Below are 20896 nucleotides of genomic sequence, written 5' to 3'. Positions count from 1 at the left end.
ATCTGCGCAAGCAGCTACACAATCAATAGCAATTTCGCCATAAAAAAAGGCCAGACAAAGCTGGCCTTTCGGTGCACGCCAGCAGCCCCCAGGGCTGCAGCGGCTTAGACGATGGGGTTGCGCAGGCGGATGTGCAGTTCGCGCAGTTGCTTCTCGTCCACGGTCGAAGGCGCTTGCGTCAGCAAGTCCTGCGCACGCTGGGTCTTGGGGAAGGCAATCACGTCGCGGATCGACTCGGCGCCGGTCATCAAGGTCACGATGCGGTCCAGGCCGAAAGCCAGGCCGCCGTGCGGGGGCGCGCCGTATTGCAGCGCATCCAGCAGGAAGCCGAACTTGTCTTGCGCTTCTTCGGGCGTGATCTTCAGCGCGTCGAACACCTTTTGCTGCACGTCGGCACGGTGGATACGCACCGAGCCGCCCCCCATTTCCCAGCCGTTCAGCACCATGTCGTAGCCCTTAGAGATGCACTTCTCGGGCGCGGTGACCATCCAGTCTTCGTGGCCGTCCTTGGGCGCAGTGAACGGGTGGTGTGTGGCGGTGTAGCGCTGTGCGTCTTCGTCGAATTCGAACATCGGGAAGTCGACCACCCACATCGGGCGCCAGCCTTTTTCGAACAGGCCGTTCTTCTTGCCGAATTCGCTGTGGCCGATCTTGATGCGCAGCGCGCCGATGGCGTCGTTGACGATCTTCGCCTTGTCGGCACCGAAGAAAATCAGGTCGCCGTCTTGCGCGCCGGTGCGGGCCAGCACTTCGGCCAGGGCCTTGTCGTGGATGTTCTTGACGATCGGGCTTTGCAGGCCGTCGCGGCCCTTGGCCAGCTCGTTGACCTTGATGTAGGCCAGGCCCTTGGCGCCGTAGATCTTGACGAACTCGGTATAGCCATCGATGTCGCTGCGGCTCAGGCCGCCGACTTCCTTGGCGCCGCCGGGCACGCGCAGGCCGACTACACGGCCGTTCTTCATCGTCGCCGCACCCGAGAACACCTTGAAGTCCACGTCGGCCATCACGTCGGTGAGTTCGGTGAATTCGAGCTTGACGCGCAGGTCAGGCTTGTCCGAGCCATAGCGGGCCGCCGCTTCCTGGAAGGTCATCACCGGGAACTCGCCCAGGTCCACACCCAGCGTGTTCTTGAACACGGTGGTGATCATGCCCTGGAACATATCGCGGATTTCCTGTTCGGTGAGGAACGAGGTTTCGATATCGATCTGGGTGAATTCTGGCTGGCGGTCAGCGCGCAGGTCTTCGTCGCGGAAGCACTTGGTGATCTGGTAGTAACGGTCGTAGCCGGCCACCATCAGCAACTGCTTGAACAGCTGAGGGCTTTGCGGCAGCGCGAAGAACATGCCTTCGTGCACGCGGCTGGGCACCAGGTAGTCGCGCGCGCCTTCAGGCGTGGACTTGCCCAACATGGGCGTTTCGATGTCCACAAAACCATGGGCGTCCAGGAACTTGCGCACTTCCATCGACACGCGGTAGCGCAGCATCAGGTTGTTCTGCATGTACGGGCGGCGCAGGTCCAGCACGCGGTGGGTCAGACGGGTGGTTTCCGACAGGTTGTCGTCGTCCAGCTGGAACGGGGGCGTAACCGAGGGGTTCAGCACCGTCAGCTCGTGGCACAGGATTTCGATCTTGCCGCTCTTCAGGTTGTCGTTGACCGTGCCTTCGGGACGCGCACGCACCAGGCCCTTGATCTGCACGCAGAACTCGTTGCGCAGGGTTTCAGACACGGCGAACATCTCGGCACGGTCCGGGTCGCACACCACTTGCACATAGCCTTCACGGTCGCGCAGGTCAACGAAGATCACGCCACCGTGGTCGCGGCGACGGTTCACCCAGCCGCACAGGGTGACGGTTTGGCCCAGCAGGGCTTCGGTCACGAGACCGCAGTAGGTGGTACGCATTTGAGATTGCATGGCTATCGATTTCTGGCGCCCCGCGGGGCGCAATGGTTACAAAGAAGGCAGGCCACCAGGGCCTGCCACGCCCATCACGTCTTAATGGGGCTTGGCGAGGTGGGGTGCAACGACGTTAGGCACAACCACCCCCATGGAAACAATGTATTTCAGCGCCTCGTCCACGCTCATTTTCAGCTCAATGCAGTCGCTGCTCTTGAGCATGATGAAGTAGCCGCCTGTCGGGTTGGGCGTGGTGGGCACGTACACGCTGAGGTAGTCGCCCTGCAGGTAGTTCGCTGCATCGCCACCTGGCACACCGGTCACGAAGGCAATGGTCCAGGCACCGTCGCGCGGCCATTGGATCAGCACAGCCTTGCGAAAAGCATTGCCGGTTTCCGAAAACAAGGTGTCCGACACCTGCTTCACACCCGAATAGATGGAGCGCACGATGGGAATGCGGTGCAGCAGGTTGTCCCACCAGCCGACCAGCTTCTTGCCGATGAAATTGCTGGCAACGCCGCCCACCAGCAACAGCATGGCCAGGGCCAGCAAGACGCCGAAACCCGGAATATGGAAGCCCAGCAATTTGTCGGGCTGCCAGCTGTCCGGCAGGATCAGCAGGGTCTGGTCCAAAGTGCTGATGATGGACTCCAGCACCCACACAGTGATCGCCAGCGGCACGATCACCAGCAGGCCAGAGAGCAACCATTTACGGATCGCGGCCATCATGGCTCTCAGCTACCCGATCCCGTGCCACCGGACGCAGTAGGCGCCGGTGCAGGCGCCGCCACCGGGGCTGCGGCTGCCGGGGTGTCGGCGGACTTGGTGGCGCTGGTCGGCTCGGTGGCTGCAGGCTTGCTGTCGTCTACCTTGGGCGCTGGCGTGGACGTGGCGCCGCCGCTCTTGAAATCGGTTACATACCAGCCCGAACCCTTGAGCTGGAAACCCGCGGCGGTGACCTGCTTGGTCAGCGCAGGAGCGCCGCAGCTGGGGCAGTCGGTCAGCGGAGCGTCGGACATTTTTTGCAGCACGTCTAATGCGTGCCCGCAAGACTCGCATTTGTAAGCGTAGATAGGCATGGCGTAGAAGGCTCGGGTTGAAGTCGCAAAACCTATGATTATAGTTTGCCCGGGTGAAAACCCGGACTCAGAAGAGGAAGGGCGACAGCAATGCCACACGCATCACCAGCAGGCCCAGGCCAAAGCCGATGGCGCCAAAAATCAGGCCTTGCAACAAACGGTTGGTACGCTTGTGCTCGGCAAGCAGCTCTTCGATCTGCTTGCGCTGGTCGCCGCCCCGGTCTGCGGCGCCCTGCTTCAGGTAGTCCACCAGCAGGCGTGGCAGCTCCGGCAGCAACTTGGCGTAGCGCGGGGCTTCGTTTTTCAGCTGCTCGAAGAAAGCCTTGGGGCCTACCTGGTCCAGCATCCACTTTTCCAGGAAGGGCTTGGCGGTGTTCCACAAATCCAACTCAGGGTCCAGCTCGCGGCCCAGGCCTTCGATATTGAGCAGGGTTTTCTGCAACAGCACCAGTTGAGGCTGGATTTCCACCTGGAAGCGACGCGAGGTCTGGAACAGGCGCATCAGCACCATGCCCAGCGAGATTTCCTTCAAGGGCCGATCGAAGTAAGGCTCGCACACCGCACGGATAGCGGCCTCCAACTCGTCCACCCGGGTGTTCGCAGGCACCCAGCCGGACTCGATATGCAGTTCGGCCACGCGCTTGTAGTCGCGGCGGAAGAAAGCCGTGAAGTTCTGCGCCAGGTATTCTTTGTCGAACTCGGTCAGCGTGCCGACGATGCCGAAGTCCAGCGAGATATAGCGCCCGAAGGTTGCCGGCTCTACCGACACCTGGATATTGCCCGGATGCATGTCAGCGTGGAAAAAGCCGTCGCGAAACACCTGGGTGAAAAAGATGGTCACGCCGTCGCGCGCCAGCTGCTTGAAGTCCACGCCCGCAGCCCGCAGGCGCTCGGTATGGCTGATGGGGATGCCCGTCATGCGCTCCATCACGATGACCTCGGTGGCGCAGAAGTCCCAGAACATCTCTGGAATCAGTACCAGGTTCAGGCCTTCCATGTTGCGGCGCAGTTGCGCGGCACTCGACGCCTCACGTACCAGATCCAGCTCGTCATGCAGGTATTTGTCGAACTCGGCCACCACCTCCAGCGGCTTCAGACGCTTGCCGTCGGCAGACAGGCCATTGATCCAGCCAGCCATGGTGCGCATCAGCCCCAGATCGCTCTCGATCGCGGGCAGCATACCGGGGCGCAGCACCTTCACCGCCACCTCGCGCAGCCGGCCGTTGCGGTCCTTCAGCACCGCAAAGTGCACCTGGGCGATCGACGCACTGGCCACCGGTGTGTGGTCAAAGCTTTCAAAAATAGCGTCCAGGGGCTTGCGGAAGGAGCGCTCTATGGTCGCCACCGCAATTTCCGAGGGGAACGGCGGCACGCGGTCCTGCAAACGGGCCAGCTCGTCGGCCAGATCCGGCGGCAACAGGTCGCGCCGGGTGGACAGCACCTGGCCAAACTTCACGAAGATGGGACCCAGGCGCTCCAGCGCTTCACGCAGACGCTCACCGCGCGGCGCCTGCAGATTGCGGCCAATCGACAACACACGGGCCAGCACGGCCAGCCAGGGCTTTTGCAAACTGGTCAGTACCAGCTCGTCCAGGCCGTAACGGAATACGATCCAGACGATATAGGCGCCGCGAAAAATCCGGCTCATGTGTGCGCCTTGTCGGCGCTGGCGGCCATGCGCTGGCCCAGGAATTGGTGCAAAGCCCCCACGACACGGCGTGCCACCTGGCCGGCCGTATGGGCCGCGGTATCACCGATGATGCGGGACAGATCTTCCTCCAGGTCCCAGCGCACATGGTCTACCAGCCAGTTGACCTCGGCCGCCAGTTGCACATCGCCTTCGATGCGCACACCCGGCTTATCGGCATTCAGCGCCTGCTGCAGCAGGGACAAAGGCGAAGATTCGGTCACGGTCAGCGTCAGGCTGGGCTGCAAACCGGGCTCGGCCCGGTCCAGCAAACCGGCCGGGGTGGCCCGCAAAGCCATGTGGAAATGGCGCCACTGCACCAGCACCACCTGCCCTTTTTGCCGCGTGAGCCGGGCCATGGCCTCGGGCTCCTGCTGCAGCACGTGGTTGAGCAGCAGGACAACGCGGTTCTGCACCTCGTCCACCACCCAGGCGGGTGGCTGCAAGCTCTCAGTGACACGGTTGAAAAGGTTTTCGAACAAAGAAAAAGGGGACTGTGTTGCCATAGTCCCCCATTATCCCGGATAGAAACAAGCTGCTCTTACTGCAGGGCCTGTACCCCGGCAACGAGCCAGCCACTGGCGCCGCTCTTGGGCTTGGTCATATTCCAGACCTCGCGGAACGGGCTGGGGCCGGCGGATGGTTCTTCACGGATCATGCCGGAGAACTCAACGCTGGCCATGTAGTCGTTGCCCAGATCTTCGATGCCCAGCAGCTTGGCATCCAGCATGACCACGTCGGTCTTGTTGATCTGGGCACCGATGTGCAGCTCGCGCTCGTTCAGCTGGGACTGGATCTCACCCAGCATGGTGTCGGTCATCATGGCCCGCAGCGACGCGATGTCGGAACGATCCCAGGCCGACTGCAAGGTGATGAAGTTGTTCTTGGCGGAGCGCAAAAATCCCTCAGCATCGAAGCCCGCCGGCACACCCCAGCCCTGCGGACCGGCCAGCGCCGAGCCGATCATCGAGGTAGAACCACCCGCAGCCTCCAGCGGCAGCACGTTGCTGCGCTCGAATGGGCGTGCAGATGCATCGTTGCCCACGTTTTCAGGGCGATACACGCTGGGTGCCATGGGCGCAGCAGCACCCTGGAAGGCATACGGGCTGGCCGAAGCGGCCGCACTCGCACTCTTGCGCGCCCGGAAAACACCCCACAGCACCATGCCCGCCAAAACCAGCAAGGCGATCATCAGAAACTGGCCCATCTCGGCACCCAGACCCAAGGAATGGGCCAGCCATGCCAAACCCAAACCTGCCGCCAAACCACCCAGCATGGCACCCCAGGGACGGCGTGGCGCTGCCGCAGTTGCGGGCGCTGCCGTTGGCGCGGGGCGGGTTGCGTTGGTGGTGCTTTGCATCGGTGCGACGGGCGCCGCAGGCGTGGCTTCACGCTGGATGACATTGCTGGACTGCTTGCCAACCGACCTGCCGCCGCCCAAACGCGCGGCCTCGGCATCCACGACCGACGTCAACGCCACGGTCACAGCCAAAACCAATGCCCACACTTTCATACCATCTCCATTTGAATTATTCAGACGCCACTGCCAAGCAACGCAAGGTATACGGCCGAGTTATACGGGAACACGGCTAGCACTTGATACCCACGTGTAAAGCCACCATGCCACCGGTAAGGTTGTGGTAATCCACATGGCCAAAGCCGGCGCCCTGCATCAGGGTCTTCAGTTCCTGCTGGCCCGGGTGCATACGGATGGACTCGGCCAGGTAACGGTAGCTGGCGTCGTCACCCGCCACCAGCTTGCCCAAACGGGGCAGCACCTTGAAGGAATACCAGTCGTACGCCTTCTCCAGAGGTTGGGCCACTTTCGAAAATTCCAACACCAGCAGCTTGCCGCCGGGCTTGAGCACGCGGCACATCTCGGCCAGGGCCACATCCTTGTGGGTCATATTGCGCAGGCCAAAGGCCACGCTGACACGGTCAAAGCTGGCATCTTCGAACGGCAGCTTTTCCGCATCGCAGACCATGGTGGGCAGCACGATGCCCTTGTCGATCAGCCGGTCGCGGCCGGTACGCAGCATGGCTTCGTTGATGTCGGTATGCACCACGCGCCCGGTCTTGCCGACCTTCTTGGCAAACGCCATGGACAGATCACCCGTGCCGCCGGCGATATCCAACACCTGGTGGCCTTCGCGGATGTCGGCCACCAGCACGGTGTAGGCCTTCCAGGCGCGGTGCAGCCCGGCGGACATCAAGTCGTTCATCAAGTCGTACTTGCTGGCCACCGAGTCGAACACGCCGCGCACATGGCGGGCCTTTTCGCTCTCGTCCACCGACTGAAAACCAAAATGGGTAGAAGTCATCTCAGCGCACCGTTTCAATAAAATAGGGCTGTAGCGCAGGTAATTCCTGCGCAAGCAGCTATCAAAAGTATAGCCGCCAGCAACTCAGTGGCTGGCGCAGCCATGGCCCTTATTGTCGACCATGGGCGCATCGCGATCCAGCCCGGCGGCGGCCAGGCGCTGGTCGTATTCGGCCCAAAGCCTTTCTTGTTCCGCCCCCAGGAAATACAAGTAGTCCCAGGTGAAGATACCGGTGCTGTGGCCGTCGGAAAACGTGGGCTGCACTCCGTAGTTGCCTACCGGCTCCAACCCCACCAGGGTGACTTCGCGCTTGCCGGTCTGCAGGGTTTCCTGGCCTGGGCCATGGCCTTGCACCTCGGCGGAGGGCGAATACACGCGCATCAACTCGAACGGAATGCGGAAGCTGGCGCCATCGGAGAAGCTCACTTCCAGTACCTTGGACTGGCCGTGCACGGTGATGTCTTGTGGGGTCGGCGATCCCGCCGTCAAGCCGGCCATCAGACCAACACCCGCTCAATGCCACCGTTGTTGGCTTGCGCCACATAGGTCGGCAGCCACTGGTCGCCCAGGATCTGGTTGGCCATTTCGACCACGATGTAGTCGGCTTCCAGCAGGCCGTTCTGCAAGTCGTTACCGTAGCGGCTCAGGCCTTGCAGGCAGCTGGGGCAGCTGGTCAATATCTTCAAATTCTCTTGCGGACCCACCTGGCCGGATTCGCGCAGCGCGGTTTCGGACTTGCGCAGCTCTTCTTCCTTGCGGAAGCGAATCTGTGTGGAGATGTCGGGCCGGGTCACGCCCAGGGTGCCGGACTCGCCGCAGCAACGCTTGCTCTCGGTCACTTGGTCGCCCAGCAGCGCCTTCACCGTCTTCATCGGCTCCTGCAGCTTCATCGGCGTGTGGCAGGGGTCGTGGTACAGATAGGTGCCGCCGTTGCCCAGGGTGATGCCCTTCTCCAGCAGGTATTCGTGGATATCGATGATGCGGCAGCCGGGGAAAATCTTGTCGAATTCATACCCCTGCAGCTGGTCGTAGCAGGTTCCGCACGACACCACCACGGTCTTGATGTCCAGGTAGTTCAGCGTATTCGCCACACGGTGGAACAGCACCCGGTTGTCGGTGATGATCTTGTCGGCCTTGTCGAACTGGCCGCTGCCCTTTTGCGGGTAGCCACAGCACAGGTAGCCAGGCGGTAGCACGGTCTGCACGCCGGCATGCCAGAGCATGGCCTGGGTGGCCAGGCCGACCTGGCTGAACAGTCGCTCCGAGCCGCAGCCGGGAAAGTAGAACACCGCTTCCGATTCGCTGGTGGTTGCCACCGGATTGCGGATGATGGGCACGTAGTCCTTGTCCTCGATATCCAGCAGCGCGCGCGCCGTCTTCTTGGGCAGATTGCCCGGCATCTTCTTGTTGATGAAGTGGATCACCTGCTCTTTGATCGGCGCGGTGCCCAGGCTGGCACGCGGTGCGGCGGTCTGCTTCTTGGCCGCAGGACGCAGCAGGTCATTGGCCAGGCGCTGCACCTTGAAGCCCACGTCCACCATGGCCGAGCGCACGAACTTGATGGTCTCGGGATTCGTCGCGTTCAGGAAGAACATGGCTGCGGCATTGCCGGGGCGGAAGCTCTTCTTACCCATCTTGCGCAACAGGTTGCGCATGTTCATGGTCACATCGCCGAAGTCGATCTTCACCGGGCAAGGCGACAGGCATTTGTGGCACACCGTGCAGTGGTCGGCCACGTCTTCGAACTGCTCCCAATGCTTGATGCTGACGCCGCGCCGGGTCTGCTCTTCGTACAAGAAGGCCTCGACCAGCAGCGAGGTGGCCAGAATCTTGTTGCGCGGGCTGTACAGCAGGTTGGCGCGCGGCACGTGGGTGGCGCAGACGGGCTTGCATTTGCCGCAGCGCAGGCAGTCCTTCATGCTGTCGGCAATCGCGCCGATATCGCTCTGCTGCATGATCAGCGACTCGTGGCCCATCAGCCCGAAGCTCGGGGTGTAGGCATTGGTCAAATCGGCCTCTAGCGCAACACCTGCCTGCGCGTGCAGCTGCGAATTTCGTAGCAGCTTGCCTTTGTTGAAGCGGCCTTCGGGGTCCACGCGCTGCTTGTAGTCGGTGAACGGCTGCATCTCGGCGTCGCTCAGAAACTCCAGCTTGGTGATGCCGATGCCGTGCTCGCCGGAGATCACGCCGTCCAGGCTGCGGGCCAGCGCCATGATGCGTTTGACGGCCTCGTGGGCGGTCTGCAGCATCTCGTAGTTGTCGCTGTTGACCGGCAGATTGGTGTGCACATTGCCGTCGCCGGCGTGCATGTGCAGGGCCACCCAGACCCGGCCCTTGAGCACGGTCTTGTGGATGGCGGTGCATTCGTCCAGGATGCCCTTGAAGCCAGCACCGGTGAAGATGTTTTGCAGCTGGGCGCGGATCTGCGTCTTCCAGCTGGCGCGCAGGCTGTGGTCTTGCAGCTGCGGAAACAGGGTTTCCACGCCGTCCAGCCAACCCTGCCACAGGGCACGGGTCTCGGCCACCAGGCTCTGGGCCTGCACCACGCGTTCTTCCAGCAGCTCGGGGGACGGCACATCGCCATCCTCGTCGCCCTTGCTCAGGGGCAAATTGCCGCGGCTGAAGAACTCCTGCAATGCGTCGCACAGCTCCAGCTTGTTCTTCAGGCTGAGCTCGATGTTGATGCGCTCGATGCCGTCGGTGTACTCGGCCATGCGCGGCAGCGGGATCACCACGTCTTCGTTGATCTTGAAGGCGTTGGTGTGCCGGCTGATGGCGGCGGTCTTCTTGCGGTCCAGCCAGAACTTTTTGCGCGCCTCGGGGCTGATGGCGATGAAGCCTTCGCCGCTGCGCGAATTGGCGATGCGCACCACTTCGCTGGTCGCACGGGCCACGTCGTCGGCGTTGTCGCCGGCAATGTCGCCAAACAAGGCCATTTTCGGCAGGCCGCCGCGCTTGGATTTGGTGGTGTAGCCCACAGCCTTCAGGTAGCGGTCGTCCAGATGCTCCAGGCCGGCCAGCAGCACGCCGGTGCGCTTTTGCTCGGCGAACATGAAGTCCTTGATCTCGACGATGCTGGGCACGGCGTTCTTGGCATCGCCAAAAAACTCCAGGCAGACGGTGCGGGTGTGCGCCGGCATGCGGTGCACCACCCAGCGGCCGCTGGTGATCAGGCCGTCGCAGCCTTCTTTCTGGATACCGGGCAAGCCGGCCAGAAACTTGTCGGTCACGTCCTTGCCCAGGCCTTCCTTGCGGAAGGTCTTGCCGGGGATATCCAGGCGCTCGGTGCGTATCTTGGTTTTGCCGTCGGCCTCGAAATATTGCAGCTCGTAGCTGGCCACTTCCACGTCGTGGATCTTGCCCAGGTTGTGGTTCAGGCGGGTGACTTCCAGCCACTGCGCGTCGGGCGTCACCATGCGCCAGGAGGCCAGGTTGTCCAGCGCCGTGCCCCACAGCACAGCCTTCTTGCCGCCCGCATTCATGGCGATATTGCCGCCTATGCAGGAGGCCTCGGCTGAGGTCGGGTCGACCGCGAACACATAGCCGCCGCGCTCGGCCGCATCGGCCACGCGTTGGGTCACCACACCGGCTTCGCTGTAGATGGTGGCCACCGGGTGGTCGACGCCGGGCAGAGTCACCATTTCCACCTCAGTCATGGCTTCGAGCTTTTCGGTGTTGATCACCGCGCTGTTCCAGGTCAGCGGGATCGCGCCGCCGGTGTAGCCGGTGCCGCCGCCGCGAGGGATGATGGTCAGGCCGAGTTCGATGCAGCCCTTGACCAGGCCGGCCATCTCAAACTCCGAGTCCGGGGTCAGCACCACGAACGGGTATTCAACGCGCCAGTCGGTGGCGTCGGTCACGTGGCTCACGCGGCTCAGGCCGTCAAACTTGATGTTGTCCTTGGCGGTCAGCTTGCCCAGCACGCGCGCGGTCTTGCGGCGCAGATCCGCCACCTGGGTAAAGGTAGCTCCAAACTGGGTGACGGCCGCAGTGGCGGCCACCAGCAGCTCGCCCACCAAGGCATCGCGCTCACTGTCGACATCAGGCTTACGGCGCTTGCCCACCTCGTCCAGGCGGTGGTGCAAGGCATCGACCAGCTGCTTGCGGCGCTTGGGGCTGTCCAGCAGATCGTCTTGCAAATAAGGATTGCGCTGCACCACCCAGATGTCGCCCAGTACCTCGTACAGCATGCGGGCCGAACGACCGGTGCGGCGCTCCTGGCGCAACGAGTTCAGCACATCCCAGGCACGTGCGCCGAGCAGGCGAATCACGATCTCACGGTCGGAAAACGAGGTGTAGTTATACGGAATTTCGCGCAGGCGCACGGCCTCGGGCGCTTGCGACAACAGGGTGGACAAGGCGGTGGGAGCATTCATGGAGATAACCTGGGTGGGCTGCAGCGCCCATGGGCCTGGGATGACAGTTCGGGTAGCAATTTTAGGGCAGCGCTCTATCACCCCGCCGACAGCAGGTTGTCCAGAGGCGACAAACGAATTAAAAGAGGACGCGGCTGCGGATGGTGCCGGGCACGTGGGCCAGCTTCTCCAAGGCCAAATCACTGGACGCAGCGTCTATATCTATCACCACATAGCCAATCTTCTCGTTGGTCTGCAGGAACTGGGCGGCAATGTTGATGCGGTTGTCGCTGAACACCTGGTTTACCGCCGATAGCACGCCGGGCACGTTGTGGTGGATGTGCAGCAAACGGTGCTTGCCGGAATGGCTGCTGAGCGCCACCTCGGGGAAGTTGACCGACGAGGTGGAGGTGCCGTTGTCGCTGTACTTGACCAGCTTTTCCGCCACTTCCAGGCCGATATTGGCCTGCGCCTCCATGGTGGAGCCGCCGACATGCGGGGTCAGTATCACGTTGTCCAGCCCTCGCAAGGGCGACTGGAACTCGTCCTTGTTGCTGCGTGGCTCTTCGGGGAATACGTCGATGGCGGCACCCAGCAGCTTCTGGGCTTTCAGGGCCGTGGCCAGGGCATCGATATCCACCACTGTGCCGCGCGCGGCGTTGATCAAAATGCCGCCCTGCTTCATCGCGGCAATCTCGGCCGGGCCAATCATCCACTGGGTGGCCGCGGTTTCAGGCACATGCAGGGTGACGATGTCGCTCTGGCCCAACAGCTCGTGCAGATTCGCCACCTGGCGCGCATTGCCCAGCGGCAGCTTGGTCACCACGTCATAAAAACAGACCTGCATGCCCAGGGCCTCGGCCAGCACCGACAGCTGGGTGCCGATGGAGCCGTAGCCGACGATGCCCAGGGTCTTGCCGCGGATCTCGAACGAATTCTCGGCCGACTTGAGCCAGCCGCCGCGGTGCGCGACCGCGCTTTTCTCTGGGATGCCGCGCAGCAACAGGATCGCCTCGGCCAGCACCAGTTCGGCGACCGAGCGGGTATTGGAAAACGGCGCATTGAACACCGCAATGCCGCGCTCGCGCGCAGCCTCCAAGTCCACCTGGTTGGTGCCTATGCAGAAGCAGCCCACGGCAACCAACTTGCCGGCATGGGCAAACACGTCCGCCGTCAGCTGGGTGCGCGAGCGGATGCCGATGAAATGCGCATCGGCAATCTTCTCCTTCAGTTGCTCTTCTGGCAAAGCACCGGGCAAGCTCTCGATCTGGGAATAGCCAGCACTGCGCAGTACCTCCAGCGCGGAAGGGTGCACGCCCTCCAGTAAAAGAAACTTGATCTTGCTTTTGTCCAGAGAGGTCTTGCGCATGCGTTGCCCGGCGTCAGGTAGAGAGGAAGGGGCGATGATCCTAGCATGCTGCACCGCAGCAAACGCACCCGCCGAAAGGCGGCATTGCTGGCACCAGGGCTATGCGCGCTTGGGGCAAAAACTCCAGAAAAACGCAAACAAACGCAATGAAACGCAGCCATACGAACGGGTTTTCCCGCTATAGATTTCGTCAGTTACGCGCCAAAATTTCACTGTTTTGTCATAAGCGGCACCTAGCATCGACCCCTTTGACGCTCTTACCGTTCCCCCAGGAGACTCCATGCAATTCAACCGTTTAGCGCTGGCCGCAGTGGCTGCCACCGCTGTTCTTTCCGCGCAGGCACAGACCGAGATCCAGTGGTGGCACTCCATGAACTCGGTCAATGGCGAATGGGTCAACGACCTCGCAAAAGACTTCAATGCGAGCCAAAAGGAATACAAGATCGTGCCGACCTACAAGGGCCAGTACGACGAATCCATGACTGCCGCGATTGCCGCCTTCCGCGCCGGCAACGCGCCGCACATCCTGCAGGTATTTGAAGTGGGCACCGCCACCATGATGGCCAGCAAGAAGGCCATCGTGCCGGTCGGCCAGGTCATGAAGGACGCCGGCGAGAAGTTCGACCCCAGCGTCTACATCCCCGCCGTGGCCAGCTACTACACCGCAGCCAACGGCCAGATGATGAGCTTCCCGTTCAACAGCTCGACCACCGTGTTCTATTACAACAAGGACGCGTTCAAGGCCGCCGGCCTGGACCCTAACAAAGCCCCCAGCACCTGGCCCGAAGTGGCGCTGGCGGCCGCCAAGCTCAAGGCCAGCGGCCACAAATGCCCACTGACCATCGCCTGGCAGGGCTGGACCCAGCTGGAAAGCTTCTCCACCTGGCATAACGTCGAGTTCGCCACCAAGGCCAACGGCCTGGGCGGCATGGACGCCCGCATGAAGATCAACTCGCCGCTGCATGTGCGCCACATCGAGAACCTGGGCAATATGGCCAAGCAAGGCCTGTTCGTCTACAAGGGCCGCGGCAACATCCCTGAAGCCAGCTTTGTGTCCGGCGAATGCGCCATGACCACCACCTCCAGCGGCTTCTACGGCAACGTGAAGAAGAACGCCAAGTTCGCCTTTGGCGAGTCCGCCTTGCCCTACTACCCCGATGTGCCCGGCGCACCGCAAAACACGGTGATCGGCGGCGCCAGCCTGTGGGTACTGGCCGGCAAGAAGTCGGATGAATACAAGGGCGTGGCCAAGTTCTTCACCTATCTGTCGAACGCAGAAGTGCAGTCCGCCAGCCACAAGCGCACCGGCTACCTGCCCGTGACCACGGCCTCATTCGCACTGACCGAAAAGTCGGGCTTCTACCAAGAGAACCCCGGCACCGATGTCGCACCGACCCAGATGATCCGCAAGACCACCACCAACTCGCGTGGTATCCGCCTGGGCAACTACCTGCAGGTGCGTGCGATCGAGGACGAAGAACTGGAACAAGTCTGGGCCGGCAAGAAGTCCGCCAAGGAAGCCCTGGACTCCATCGTGCTGCGCGGCAACGAGCAACTGGAACGCTTCGAAAAAGCAAATAAACAGTAACACCCCCAGGCTACACGCTGCGCGTTTTCGCCACCCCCCTTGAAGGGGGCGAACCCAGTGGCCCGGCAGAGCCGGTTCCACGGGTTCCTGGGCTGAAAACCGTTGCGCTCAACACGCGTGGTAGTGAACAACAAAAACAAAGCTAGCTGAACATCCATGGAAAAACGCGTCGTCTTTAAATCGGCCTGGCTGCCCTGGGTGCTGATCGCGCCCCAGATGGTGGTGATCTGCATCTTCTTTTTCTGGCCCGCGGGCCAGGCCATGCTGCAATCGCTGCAGCAGTCTGACGCGTTTGGCACCTCGGTGGACTGGGTCGGGCTGGACAACTTCCGCAACCTGTGGAACGACGCCAGCTACATGGCCTCGTTCCAGACCACCGCCGTGTTCTCCATCCTGGTAGCGGTGCTGGGCATAGGCCTGTCGCTACTACTGGCCGTGTTTGCCGACCGCGTGGTGCGCGGCAGCAGCATCTACAAAACCTTGCTGATCTGGCCCTATGCGGTTGCACCTGCAGTCGCTGGCGTGCTGTGGCTATTCATGTTCTCGCCCAGCATCGGCATCGTGGCCTACTGGCTGGGCCTGTTGGGCATCGACTGGAACCACCTGATGAACAGCCGCCACGCCATGGCCCTGGTGGTGATGGCGGCGGTGTGGAAGCAGCTGTCGTACAACTTTCTGTTCTTCCTGGCGGGCTTGCAGTCGATTCCCAAGTCGCTGATCGAAGCCGCGGCCATGGACGGGGCGCGGCCCTGGCGCCGCTTCTGGACCATCCAGTTTCCGCTGCTCACCCCCACCAGCTTCTTTCTGCTGGTGATCAACATCGTGTATGCCTTCTTCGACACCTTCGCCATCATCGACTCCACCACCCAGGGCGGACCGGGCAAGGACACGGCCATCCTGGTCTACAAGGTGTACTTCGACGGCTTCAAGGCCATGGACCTAGGCGGCTCGGCCGCGCAGTCGGTAGTGCTGATGGTGATCGTGGTCGCCATGACCGTGGTGCAGTTCAAGTTTGTCGAAAAGAAAGTGAATTATTGATGGCTGCTTATTCCATGACTCAACGGAACGGGGCAGACACACCTAGCGTGGGATACCACGGAACCGGCTTTGCCGGGCCGTCGGTATCGCCCCCTGCAGGGGGTTGGAGTAGCGACCTGCGTGCTCGGCTTTTCCAGCCGACTCCGGGGCAGTGCGCGCAGCCTGGGGGGGTGCTTTAGCATGGTTGAGCGCCGCACCACCATGGGCATGCTGGCCCATGTGATTCTGATTCTGGGCGTGCTGATCGTGGCCTTTCCGGTCTACATCACCTTTGTCGCCTCTACCCACACCGCATCCGAGATGGTGCAGCGCCCCATCCCCGTGCTGCCCGGCTCCCACCTGGTTGAAAACTACACAGCCGCATTGCAAGGCACAGGCGCCCACGGCGGCTCCAACGCGGCAGTGGGCCGCATGATGGTGGTCAGCCTGGTCACCGCCCTGGTGATTGCCATAGGCAAGATCGCCATTTCGCTGCTGTCGGCATTTGCGCTGGTGTACTTCCGCTTTCCGTTCAAGCAGTTCTTCTTCTGGATGATCTTTGTCACCCTGATGCTGCCGGTCGAAGTGCGCATAGGCCCGACCTACAAGGTGGTGGCCGACTTGGGGATGCTGGACAGCTACGCCGGCCTGACGATTCCGCTGATTGCCTCGGCCACCGCCACCTTTTTATTCCGCCAGTTCTTCATGGGTGTGCCGGACGAGCTGGTGGAGGCCGCACGCATGGACGGCGCGGGCCCCATGCGCTTCTTCTGGGACATCCTGCTGCCGCTGTCACGCACCAGCATGGCCGCGCTGTTCGTGATCCAGTTCATCTACGGGTGGAACCAGTACCTGTGGCCGCTGCTGGTGACCACCAACGAGAACATGTACCCGGTGGTGATCGGCATCAAACGCATGATCTCCGGCGGCGACGGCCAGACTGAGTGGAACCTGGTGATGGCCACGGCCATTCTGGCGATGTTGCCACCTGCCTTAGTGGTGATGCTGATGCAAAAGTGGTTCGTTAAAGGCCTGGTGGATACAGAAAAGTAATTTAAAAGAAATTGGGCTCTAGCGCAGGTAACACCTGCGCCAGCAGCTATTAAAAGACTAGCAGAACAATTTATGGCCGCCATCACACTCAAGAACGTCATCAAGCGCTACGGCAAAGGCGCCAGCGCCAACCAGGTGATCCACGGCGTCAACGCCGAGATTGCAGACGGCGAATTCATCGTCATCGTCGGCCCCTCGGGCTGTGGCAAATCCACCCTGTTGCGCATGGTTGCCGGGCTGGAGGAAGTCAGCGACGGCACCATCTCCATCGGCGGGCGCGTGGTCAACAACCTGGAACCCAGCGAACGCGACATCGCCATGGTGTTCCAGAACTATGCGCTGTACCCGCACATGACGGTGTTCGACAACATGGCCTACGGCCTGAAGATCGCCAAAGTATCCGAGGCCGACATCAAGACCCGCGTAGACAAGGCCGCCAAGATATTGGAGCTGGGCCAGTTCCTGGCACGCAAGCCGCGTGAGCTGTCCGGCGGCCAGCGCCAACGCGTCGCCATGGGCCGTGCCATCGTTCGCCAGCCGCAGGTGTTTCTGTTCGACGAGCCACTCTCCAACCTGGATGCCAAGCTGCGCGCCCAGACCCGGCTGGAAATCCAGAAGCTGCACCGCGAACTGGGCATCACCAGCCTGTTCGTCACCCACGACCAGGTCGAGGCCATGACGCTGGCGCAGCGCATGATCGTGATGAACGGCGGCGTGATGGAACAGTTTGGCACGCCCGAAGAGGTCTACACCCGGCCCGCCAGCACCTTTGTCGCCAGCTTCATAGGCAGTCCGCCCATGAACCTGCTGAAGACTGCCCCCAACACCAGCCTGGGCGGCCCGGCCGACGCCATCCTGGGCATACGCCCCGAGCATCTGCAGCTCAGCGCCGACGGCTGGCCGCTGACCGTGGAAACCACCGAAATGCTGGGCGCGGAACGCCTGACCTACGCGCGTCTGGGCGCCGGCCCCAGCAGCGAGCTGCTGATCATCCGCACCGAAGAAAGCGAAGCCGCACCCGCCATCGGCAGCACCATCCACGCCACGCCGCGCACAGATAAGCTGCACTGGTTTAATAGCGACACCGGAAAACGCTTAACCCCCTGAATTCCATGCAAATCACCGCAAGCAACTGGCCCTACCCCCGCTGGGTCGCCCACCGTGGCGCGGGCAAACTGGCTCCTGAAAACACCCTCGCCGCATTTCGCCTGGGAGCACAACACGGCTACCGCATGTTTGAGTGCGACGTCAAACTCAGCGCCGACGGCGTGCCGTTTTTGCTGCACGATGACACGCTGGAGCGCACCAGCACCGGCAAAGGCCTGGGCGGCGACCATGCCTGGAGTGCACTGGCCCAGCTAGACGCTGGCAGCTGGCATTCGCGCAACTATGCGGGCGAAACCCTGCCCACGCTGGACAACATCGCCGCCTTCTGCCTGCGCAACAGCTACTTTTTGAACATCGAGATCAAACCCACGCCTGGTGTGGAACGCCTCACCGGCGAAGCCGTGGCGCACCACGCGTCCCGCCTGTGGCGCGGCCATGCCGTGCCACCGCTGCTCAGCTCTTTCAGCACCGAGTCGCTAGAAGGCGCCAAAGCCGCCCAGCCCGCTCTACCACGCGGCCTGCTGCTGGATGAACTCTGGGACGGCTGGCTGGAAGCCGCACTGGAGCTGGGTTGCGTCGCCATCATCTGCAACCACACGCTGTGGAATGCCGACACCGTGGCCCGCGTCAAAGCTGCTGGTCTGCGCACCTCCAGCTACACCGTCAACGACGCCGAGTCCGTGCAGCGCCTGCTGGCCCTGGAAACCGACGGCGTCATCACCGACCGCGTGGACCTGTTCTCGCCCGCGGATTGAGGCGCACACCCTGCTGCGGCAGTGTTTGCTAGCATTGCAGCGCATGCCAGCACGCTCCACTTCCCGTTCAGCCGCTCCCGCTTTGACACCGCTACTGCAGCGCTGTTCACGGGCAGTCGTGCGGCTGGGTGTGTGGCGCACCACGTTGCTGTTCAGTGCCAGCATTTCCCTGATGTCGCTGGCGCTCACCTGGCTCTATATCCGCCTGATGGGTTACGGCGAAATGGGCGAAGCCTTCTACATCTCGCTGCTGGTGCCACTGCCCATGACACTGCTGCCCGGCAGCCTGATCTTCGCGCTGGTGGCCGCATTGGAACAGGCCCGACACACAGCACACACCCTGTCCATGACCGATGTGCTGACCGGCCTGCACAACCGACGCCACTTCATGCAAACCGCCCAGCGTGAGCTGGACCTGGCCCAGCGCCACGACCTGCCCTTGGCCCTGCTGATACTGGATATCGACCACTTCAAACGCGTCAACGACCAGCACGGCCATGACGTGGGTGACCAGGTACTGGTGGAAGTAGGCCGGCGCTGCGCCCAGGTGCTGCGCACCACCGATTTGCTGGCGCGCTGGGGCGGTGAAGAATTTGTGGTGCTGCTGCCCAATACCGGCTACGAACAGGCCCACCAACTGGCCGAGCGCATGCGCGAAACCGTGGCCTACTCGGCCCAGCTCTACGCCGCGCAAGGCGCTGTAAGGGTGACAATCAGCATAGGCGCGGCCGGCACCGTGACCCAGTCTTCCACCACGCTGGACACCCTGGTACAACAGGCCGACCGTGCGCTGTACGACGCCAAACGCGCGGGCCGCAACCAGGTCTGGCTGGCCACACCGCCCAGCGGTTTTATGCCTAGCCCGCTAGCGGCCGGTCAATAACCACTGGCTGCTGGCGCAGGCCAGCACCAGCGCGGCATAGGTCGCCATCTTGCCGTCATGGCCGAAAAACCAGAGCCCGCCCAGCAGCACCAGCAGGCACACTACAAAATTGATAGCTGCTTGCGCAAGTAATCCCTGCGCTACAGCCCTTTTTTTCATAAATATGCGGGCGAGCAGCGCCGTCAGCAGCCCTACAACCAGGGCAGGTGCGGCGAAGTTCAGCAGGTGAATCAATGAATCTATGGGTCCCATAGCGGCAATTTTGAGGCTTTGGCCGCGAACTGGCGAATTCGGGCCGCACAAATTTTATAATCTGGTAATGGCAGTCTGGGCATTAGGCATTAACCACACCACCGCACCCTTGGATTTGCGCGGTCGGTTTGCGTTCGCCCTGGACCAGATCGCGCCCACGCTGCAAGGCTTGCGCGCCGCCCTGGCCGGCCCGGAAGCCGCCATCATCTCCACCTGCAACCGCACCGAAATCTACTGTGCGGGCAACCAACAGGCCTTGGACCACACGGTGGACTGGCTGGCCCACAGCGGTGGCGTATCGCCCGCCTTGCTGCGTTCGCACTCCTACACCTTGCAAGACGGCCCCGTGGCGCGCCACGCCTTCCGCGTGGCCAGCGGGCTGGATTCCATGGTGCTGGGCGAGCCGCAAATCCTGGGCCAGATGAAGGACGCAGTCCGCGTGGCCGAACAAGCCGGCGCCCTGGGCACCACCCTGAATCAGCTGTTCCAGCGCTCGTTCGCCGTGGCCAAGGAAGTACGCACCTCCACCGAGATCGGCGCGCACTCCATCAGCATGGCGGCGGCTGCGGTGCGCCTGGCCAGCCAGTTGTTTGAAGACCTGGGCCAGGTCCGGGTGCTGTTTGTCGGCGCCGGTGAAATGATCGAACTGGCGGCCACCCACTTTGCCGCCAAGAACCCCAAATCCATTGCCATCGCCAACCGCACGCTGGAACGCGGCGAAAAACTCGCCACCCGTTTCGGCGGCGAAGTCATGCGTCTGGCCGATCTGCCCAGCCGCCTGCATGAATTCGACGCCGTCGTCAGCTGCACCGCCAGCACCCTGCCCATCATCGGCCTGGGTGCGGTTGAGCGCGCCTTGAAACTGCGCAAACACCGCCCCATCTTCATGGTGGACCTGGCCGTGCCGCGCGATATCGAACCCGAAGTCAAGGCGCTGGAAGACGTGTACCTCTACACCGTGGACGACTTGGCCCACGTGGTGCAGAACGGCCAGGCGAATCGCCAAGCTGCGGTAGCGCAGGCCGAGGTCATCATTGACGCCGGCGTGCAAAGCTTTCTGCACTGGATGGACCAGCGCGATCCGGTGCACGGCGTGGTGCCGCTGATCCAGCAGCTGAACGCCCAGGCCGACGAATGGCGCGCCGCCGAACTGGCCCGCGCGCGGCGCCTGCTGGCCAAGGGCGACGACATCGAAGCCGTGCTGGACATGCTCAGCAAAGGCCTGACGCAGAAGATGCTGCACGGCGCCATGGCCGAGCTACGCGCCGGCGATGCCCACAGCCGCGAGCACACAGTGCAGGCCATCCACAAACTGTTTTTGCGCAAAGAGCGTTAGCGACGCTGTCGCTTGCGCTTCCGGCCCTGGCTTTTCAGGGGCCTTCATCTCCCTCCATTTAAGTTACCTCGTCACGCCCCACCCCAGACTGCATAAACGCCCTGCCCAGGGATACCGTGGAACCGGCTTTGCCGGGCCACTGGTATCGCCCCCTGCAAGAGGGTTGGCGAAGCGCAGCGTAGCCTGGGGGTGAGCCACA

Annotated in this window: 18 protein-coding genes; 7 read left to right on the top strand and 11 right to left on the bottom strand. The window is 62.3% G+C overall.

Features of this window, described 5'->3' with window-relative positions:
* Positions 1-104: 104 nt before the first annotated feature.
* From aspS to serA, 10 genes are all read right to left on the bottom strand, one after another.
* The gene (aspS, locus tag AC07VY_RS01475; protein WP_495075034.1) at positions 105-1913 is read right to left on the bottom strand and encodes an aspartate--tRNA ligase; all 1809 of its coding nucleotides are present in this window, start codon (positions 1911-1913) and stop codon (positions 105-107) included.
* 81 nt (positions 1914-1994) lie between these two features.
* Positions 1995-2621 carry a DUF502 domain-containing protein gene (locus AC07VY_RS01470; RefSeq protein ID WP_495075035.1) on the bottom strand — a complete coding sequence of 209 codons (627 nt, stop codon included), beginning with the start codon at positions 2619-2621 and terminating at the stop codon, positions 1995-1997.
* Positions 2622-2629: 8 nt separating this feature from the next.
* Positions 2630-2974 (bottom strand): FmdB family zinc ribbon protein, encoded by a 345-nt coding sequence (locus AC07VY_RS01465; RefSeq protein ID WP_495075036.1) that lies wholly within the window; start codon positions 2972-2974, stop codon positions 2630-2632.
* 67 nt (positions 2975-3041) lie between these two features.
* Positions 3042-4622: a ubiquinone biosynthesis regulatory protein kinase UbiB gene (gene ubiB, locus AC07VY_RS01460; RefSeq protein WP_495075037.1), complete on the bottom strand. Its 1581-nt coding sequence runs from the start codon at positions 4620-4622 to the stop codon at positions 3042-3044.
* Positions 4619-5167 (bottom strand): hypothetical protein, encoded by a 549-nt coding sequence (locus AC07VY_RS01455; RefSeq protein ID WP_495075038.1) that lies wholly within the window; start codon positions 5165-5167, stop codon positions 4619-4621. Before AC07VY_RS01455 ends, ubiB begins: the two co-directional genes overlap by 4 nt.
* 35 nt (positions 5168-5202) lie before the next feature.
* A complete protein-coding gene (locus tag AC07VY_RS01450) occupies positions 5203-6174 on the bottom strand; it encodes a Tim44 domain-containing protein (RefSeq protein ID WP_495095864.1) in 972 nt (323 codons plus the stop codon).
* A 76-nt stretch (positions 6175-6250) separates the two neighbouring features.
* The gene (ubiE, locus tag AC07VY_RS01445) at positions 6251-6982 is read right to left on the bottom strand and encodes a bifunctional demethylmenaquinone methyltransferase/2-methoxy-6-polyprenyl-1,4-benzoquinol methylase UbiE (protein ID WP_495075040.1); all 732 of its coding nucleotides are present in this window, start codon (positions 6980-6982) and stop codon (positions 6251-6253) included.
* Between the two features lie 84 nt (positions 6983-7066).
* Positions 7067-7480, bottom strand: a complete 414-nt coding sequence (locus AC07VY_RS01440; RefSeq protein ID WP_495075041.1) for a gamma-butyrobetaine hydroxylase family protein — start codon at positions 7478-7480, stop codon at positions 7067-7069.
* A complete protein-coding gene (locus tag AC07VY_RS01435) occupies positions 7480-11358 on the bottom strand; it encodes a DUF3683 domain-containing protein (protein ID WP_495095865.1) in 3879 nt (1292 codons plus the stop codon). The genes AC07VY_RS01440 and AC07VY_RS01435 overlap by 1 nt, the downstream gene beginning before the upstream one ends.
* 118 nt (positions 11359-11476) lie before the next feature.
* The gene (gene serA, locus AC07VY_RS01430; RefSeq protein WP_495095866.1) at positions 11477-12706 is read right to left on the bottom strand and encodes a phosphoglycerate dehydrogenase; all 1230 of its coding nucleotides are present in this window, start codon (positions 12704-12706) and stop codon (positions 11477-11479) included.
* A gap of 280 nt (positions 12707-12986) precedes the next feature.
* On the opposite strand from serA, the gene ugpB reads away from it, so the two are divergent.
* The 6 genes from ugpB to AC07VY_RS01400 all read left to right on the top strand — a co-directional run bounded on the left by ugpB (position 12987) and on the right by AC07VY_RS01400 (position 19109).
* Complete coding sequence (gene ugpB, locus AC07VY_RS01425) at positions 12987-14294, top strand: sn-glycerol-3-phosphate ABC transporter substrate-binding protein UgpB (protein ID WP_495075044.1); 1308 nt, start codon at positions 12987-12989, stop codon at positions 14292-14294.
* A gap of 156 nt (positions 14295-14450) precedes the next feature.
* Entirely contained in the window at positions 14451-15332 is an 882-nt protein-coding gene (ugpA, locus tag AC07VY_RS01420; RefSeq protein WP_495075045.1) for a sn-glycerol-3-phosphate ABC transporter permease UgpA, read from the top strand.
* A gap of 180 nt (positions 15333-15512) precedes the next feature.
* Entirely contained in the window at positions 15513-16364 is an 852-nt protein-coding gene (ugpE, locus tag AC07VY_RS01415) for a sn-glycerol-3-phosphate ABC transporter permease UgpE (RefSeq protein WP_495095867.1), read from the top strand.
* Between the two features lie 72 nt (positions 16365-16436).
* On the top strand, positions 16437-17471 hold the full coding sequence (locus AC07VY_RS01410) for a sn-glycerol-3-phosphate import ATP-binding protein UgpC (RefSeq protein WP_495095868.1): 1035 nt from the start codon (positions 16437-16439) through the stop codon (positions 17469-17471).
* Between the two features lie 5 nt (positions 17472-17476).
* A complete protein-coding gene (gene ugpQ / locus AC07VY_RS01405) occupies positions 17477-18226 on the top strand; it encodes a glycerophosphodiester phosphodiesterase (protein ID WP_495095869.1) in 750 nt (249 codons plus the stop codon).
* Between the two features lie 43 nt (positions 18227-18269).
* Entirely contained in the window at positions 18270-19109 is an 840-nt protein-coding gene (locus AC07VY_RS01400) for a GGDEF domain-containing protein (protein WP_495095870.1), read from the top strand.
* On the opposite strand, the gene AC07VY_RS01395 is transcribed toward AC07VY_RS01400, so the two are convergent.
* The gene (locus tag AC07VY_RS01395) at positions 19092-19361 is read right to left on the bottom strand and encodes a hypothetical protein (RefSeq protein WP_495096101.1); all 270 of its coding nucleotides are present in this window, start codon (positions 19359-19361) and stop codon (positions 19092-19094) included. The two genes, AC07VY_RS01400 and AC07VY_RS01395, sit on opposite strands and share 18 nt — an antisense overlap.
* A 67-nt stretch (positions 19362-19428) precedes the next feature.
* Between AC07VY_RS01395 and hemA the strand changes: the two genes are divergently transcribed.
* Positions 19429-20697: a glutamyl-tRNA reductase gene (gene hemA, locus AC07VY_RS01390; RefSeq protein WP_495075051.1), complete on the top strand. Its 1269-nt coding sequence runs from the start codon at positions 19429-19431 to the stop codon at positions 20695-20697.
* Positions 20698-20896 lie beyond the last annotated feature (199 nt).

The organism is Rhodoferax sp. GW821-FHT02C08, assembly GCF_059421805.1.
This window is presented reverse-complemented; position numbering and strand designations above follow the sequence as displayed.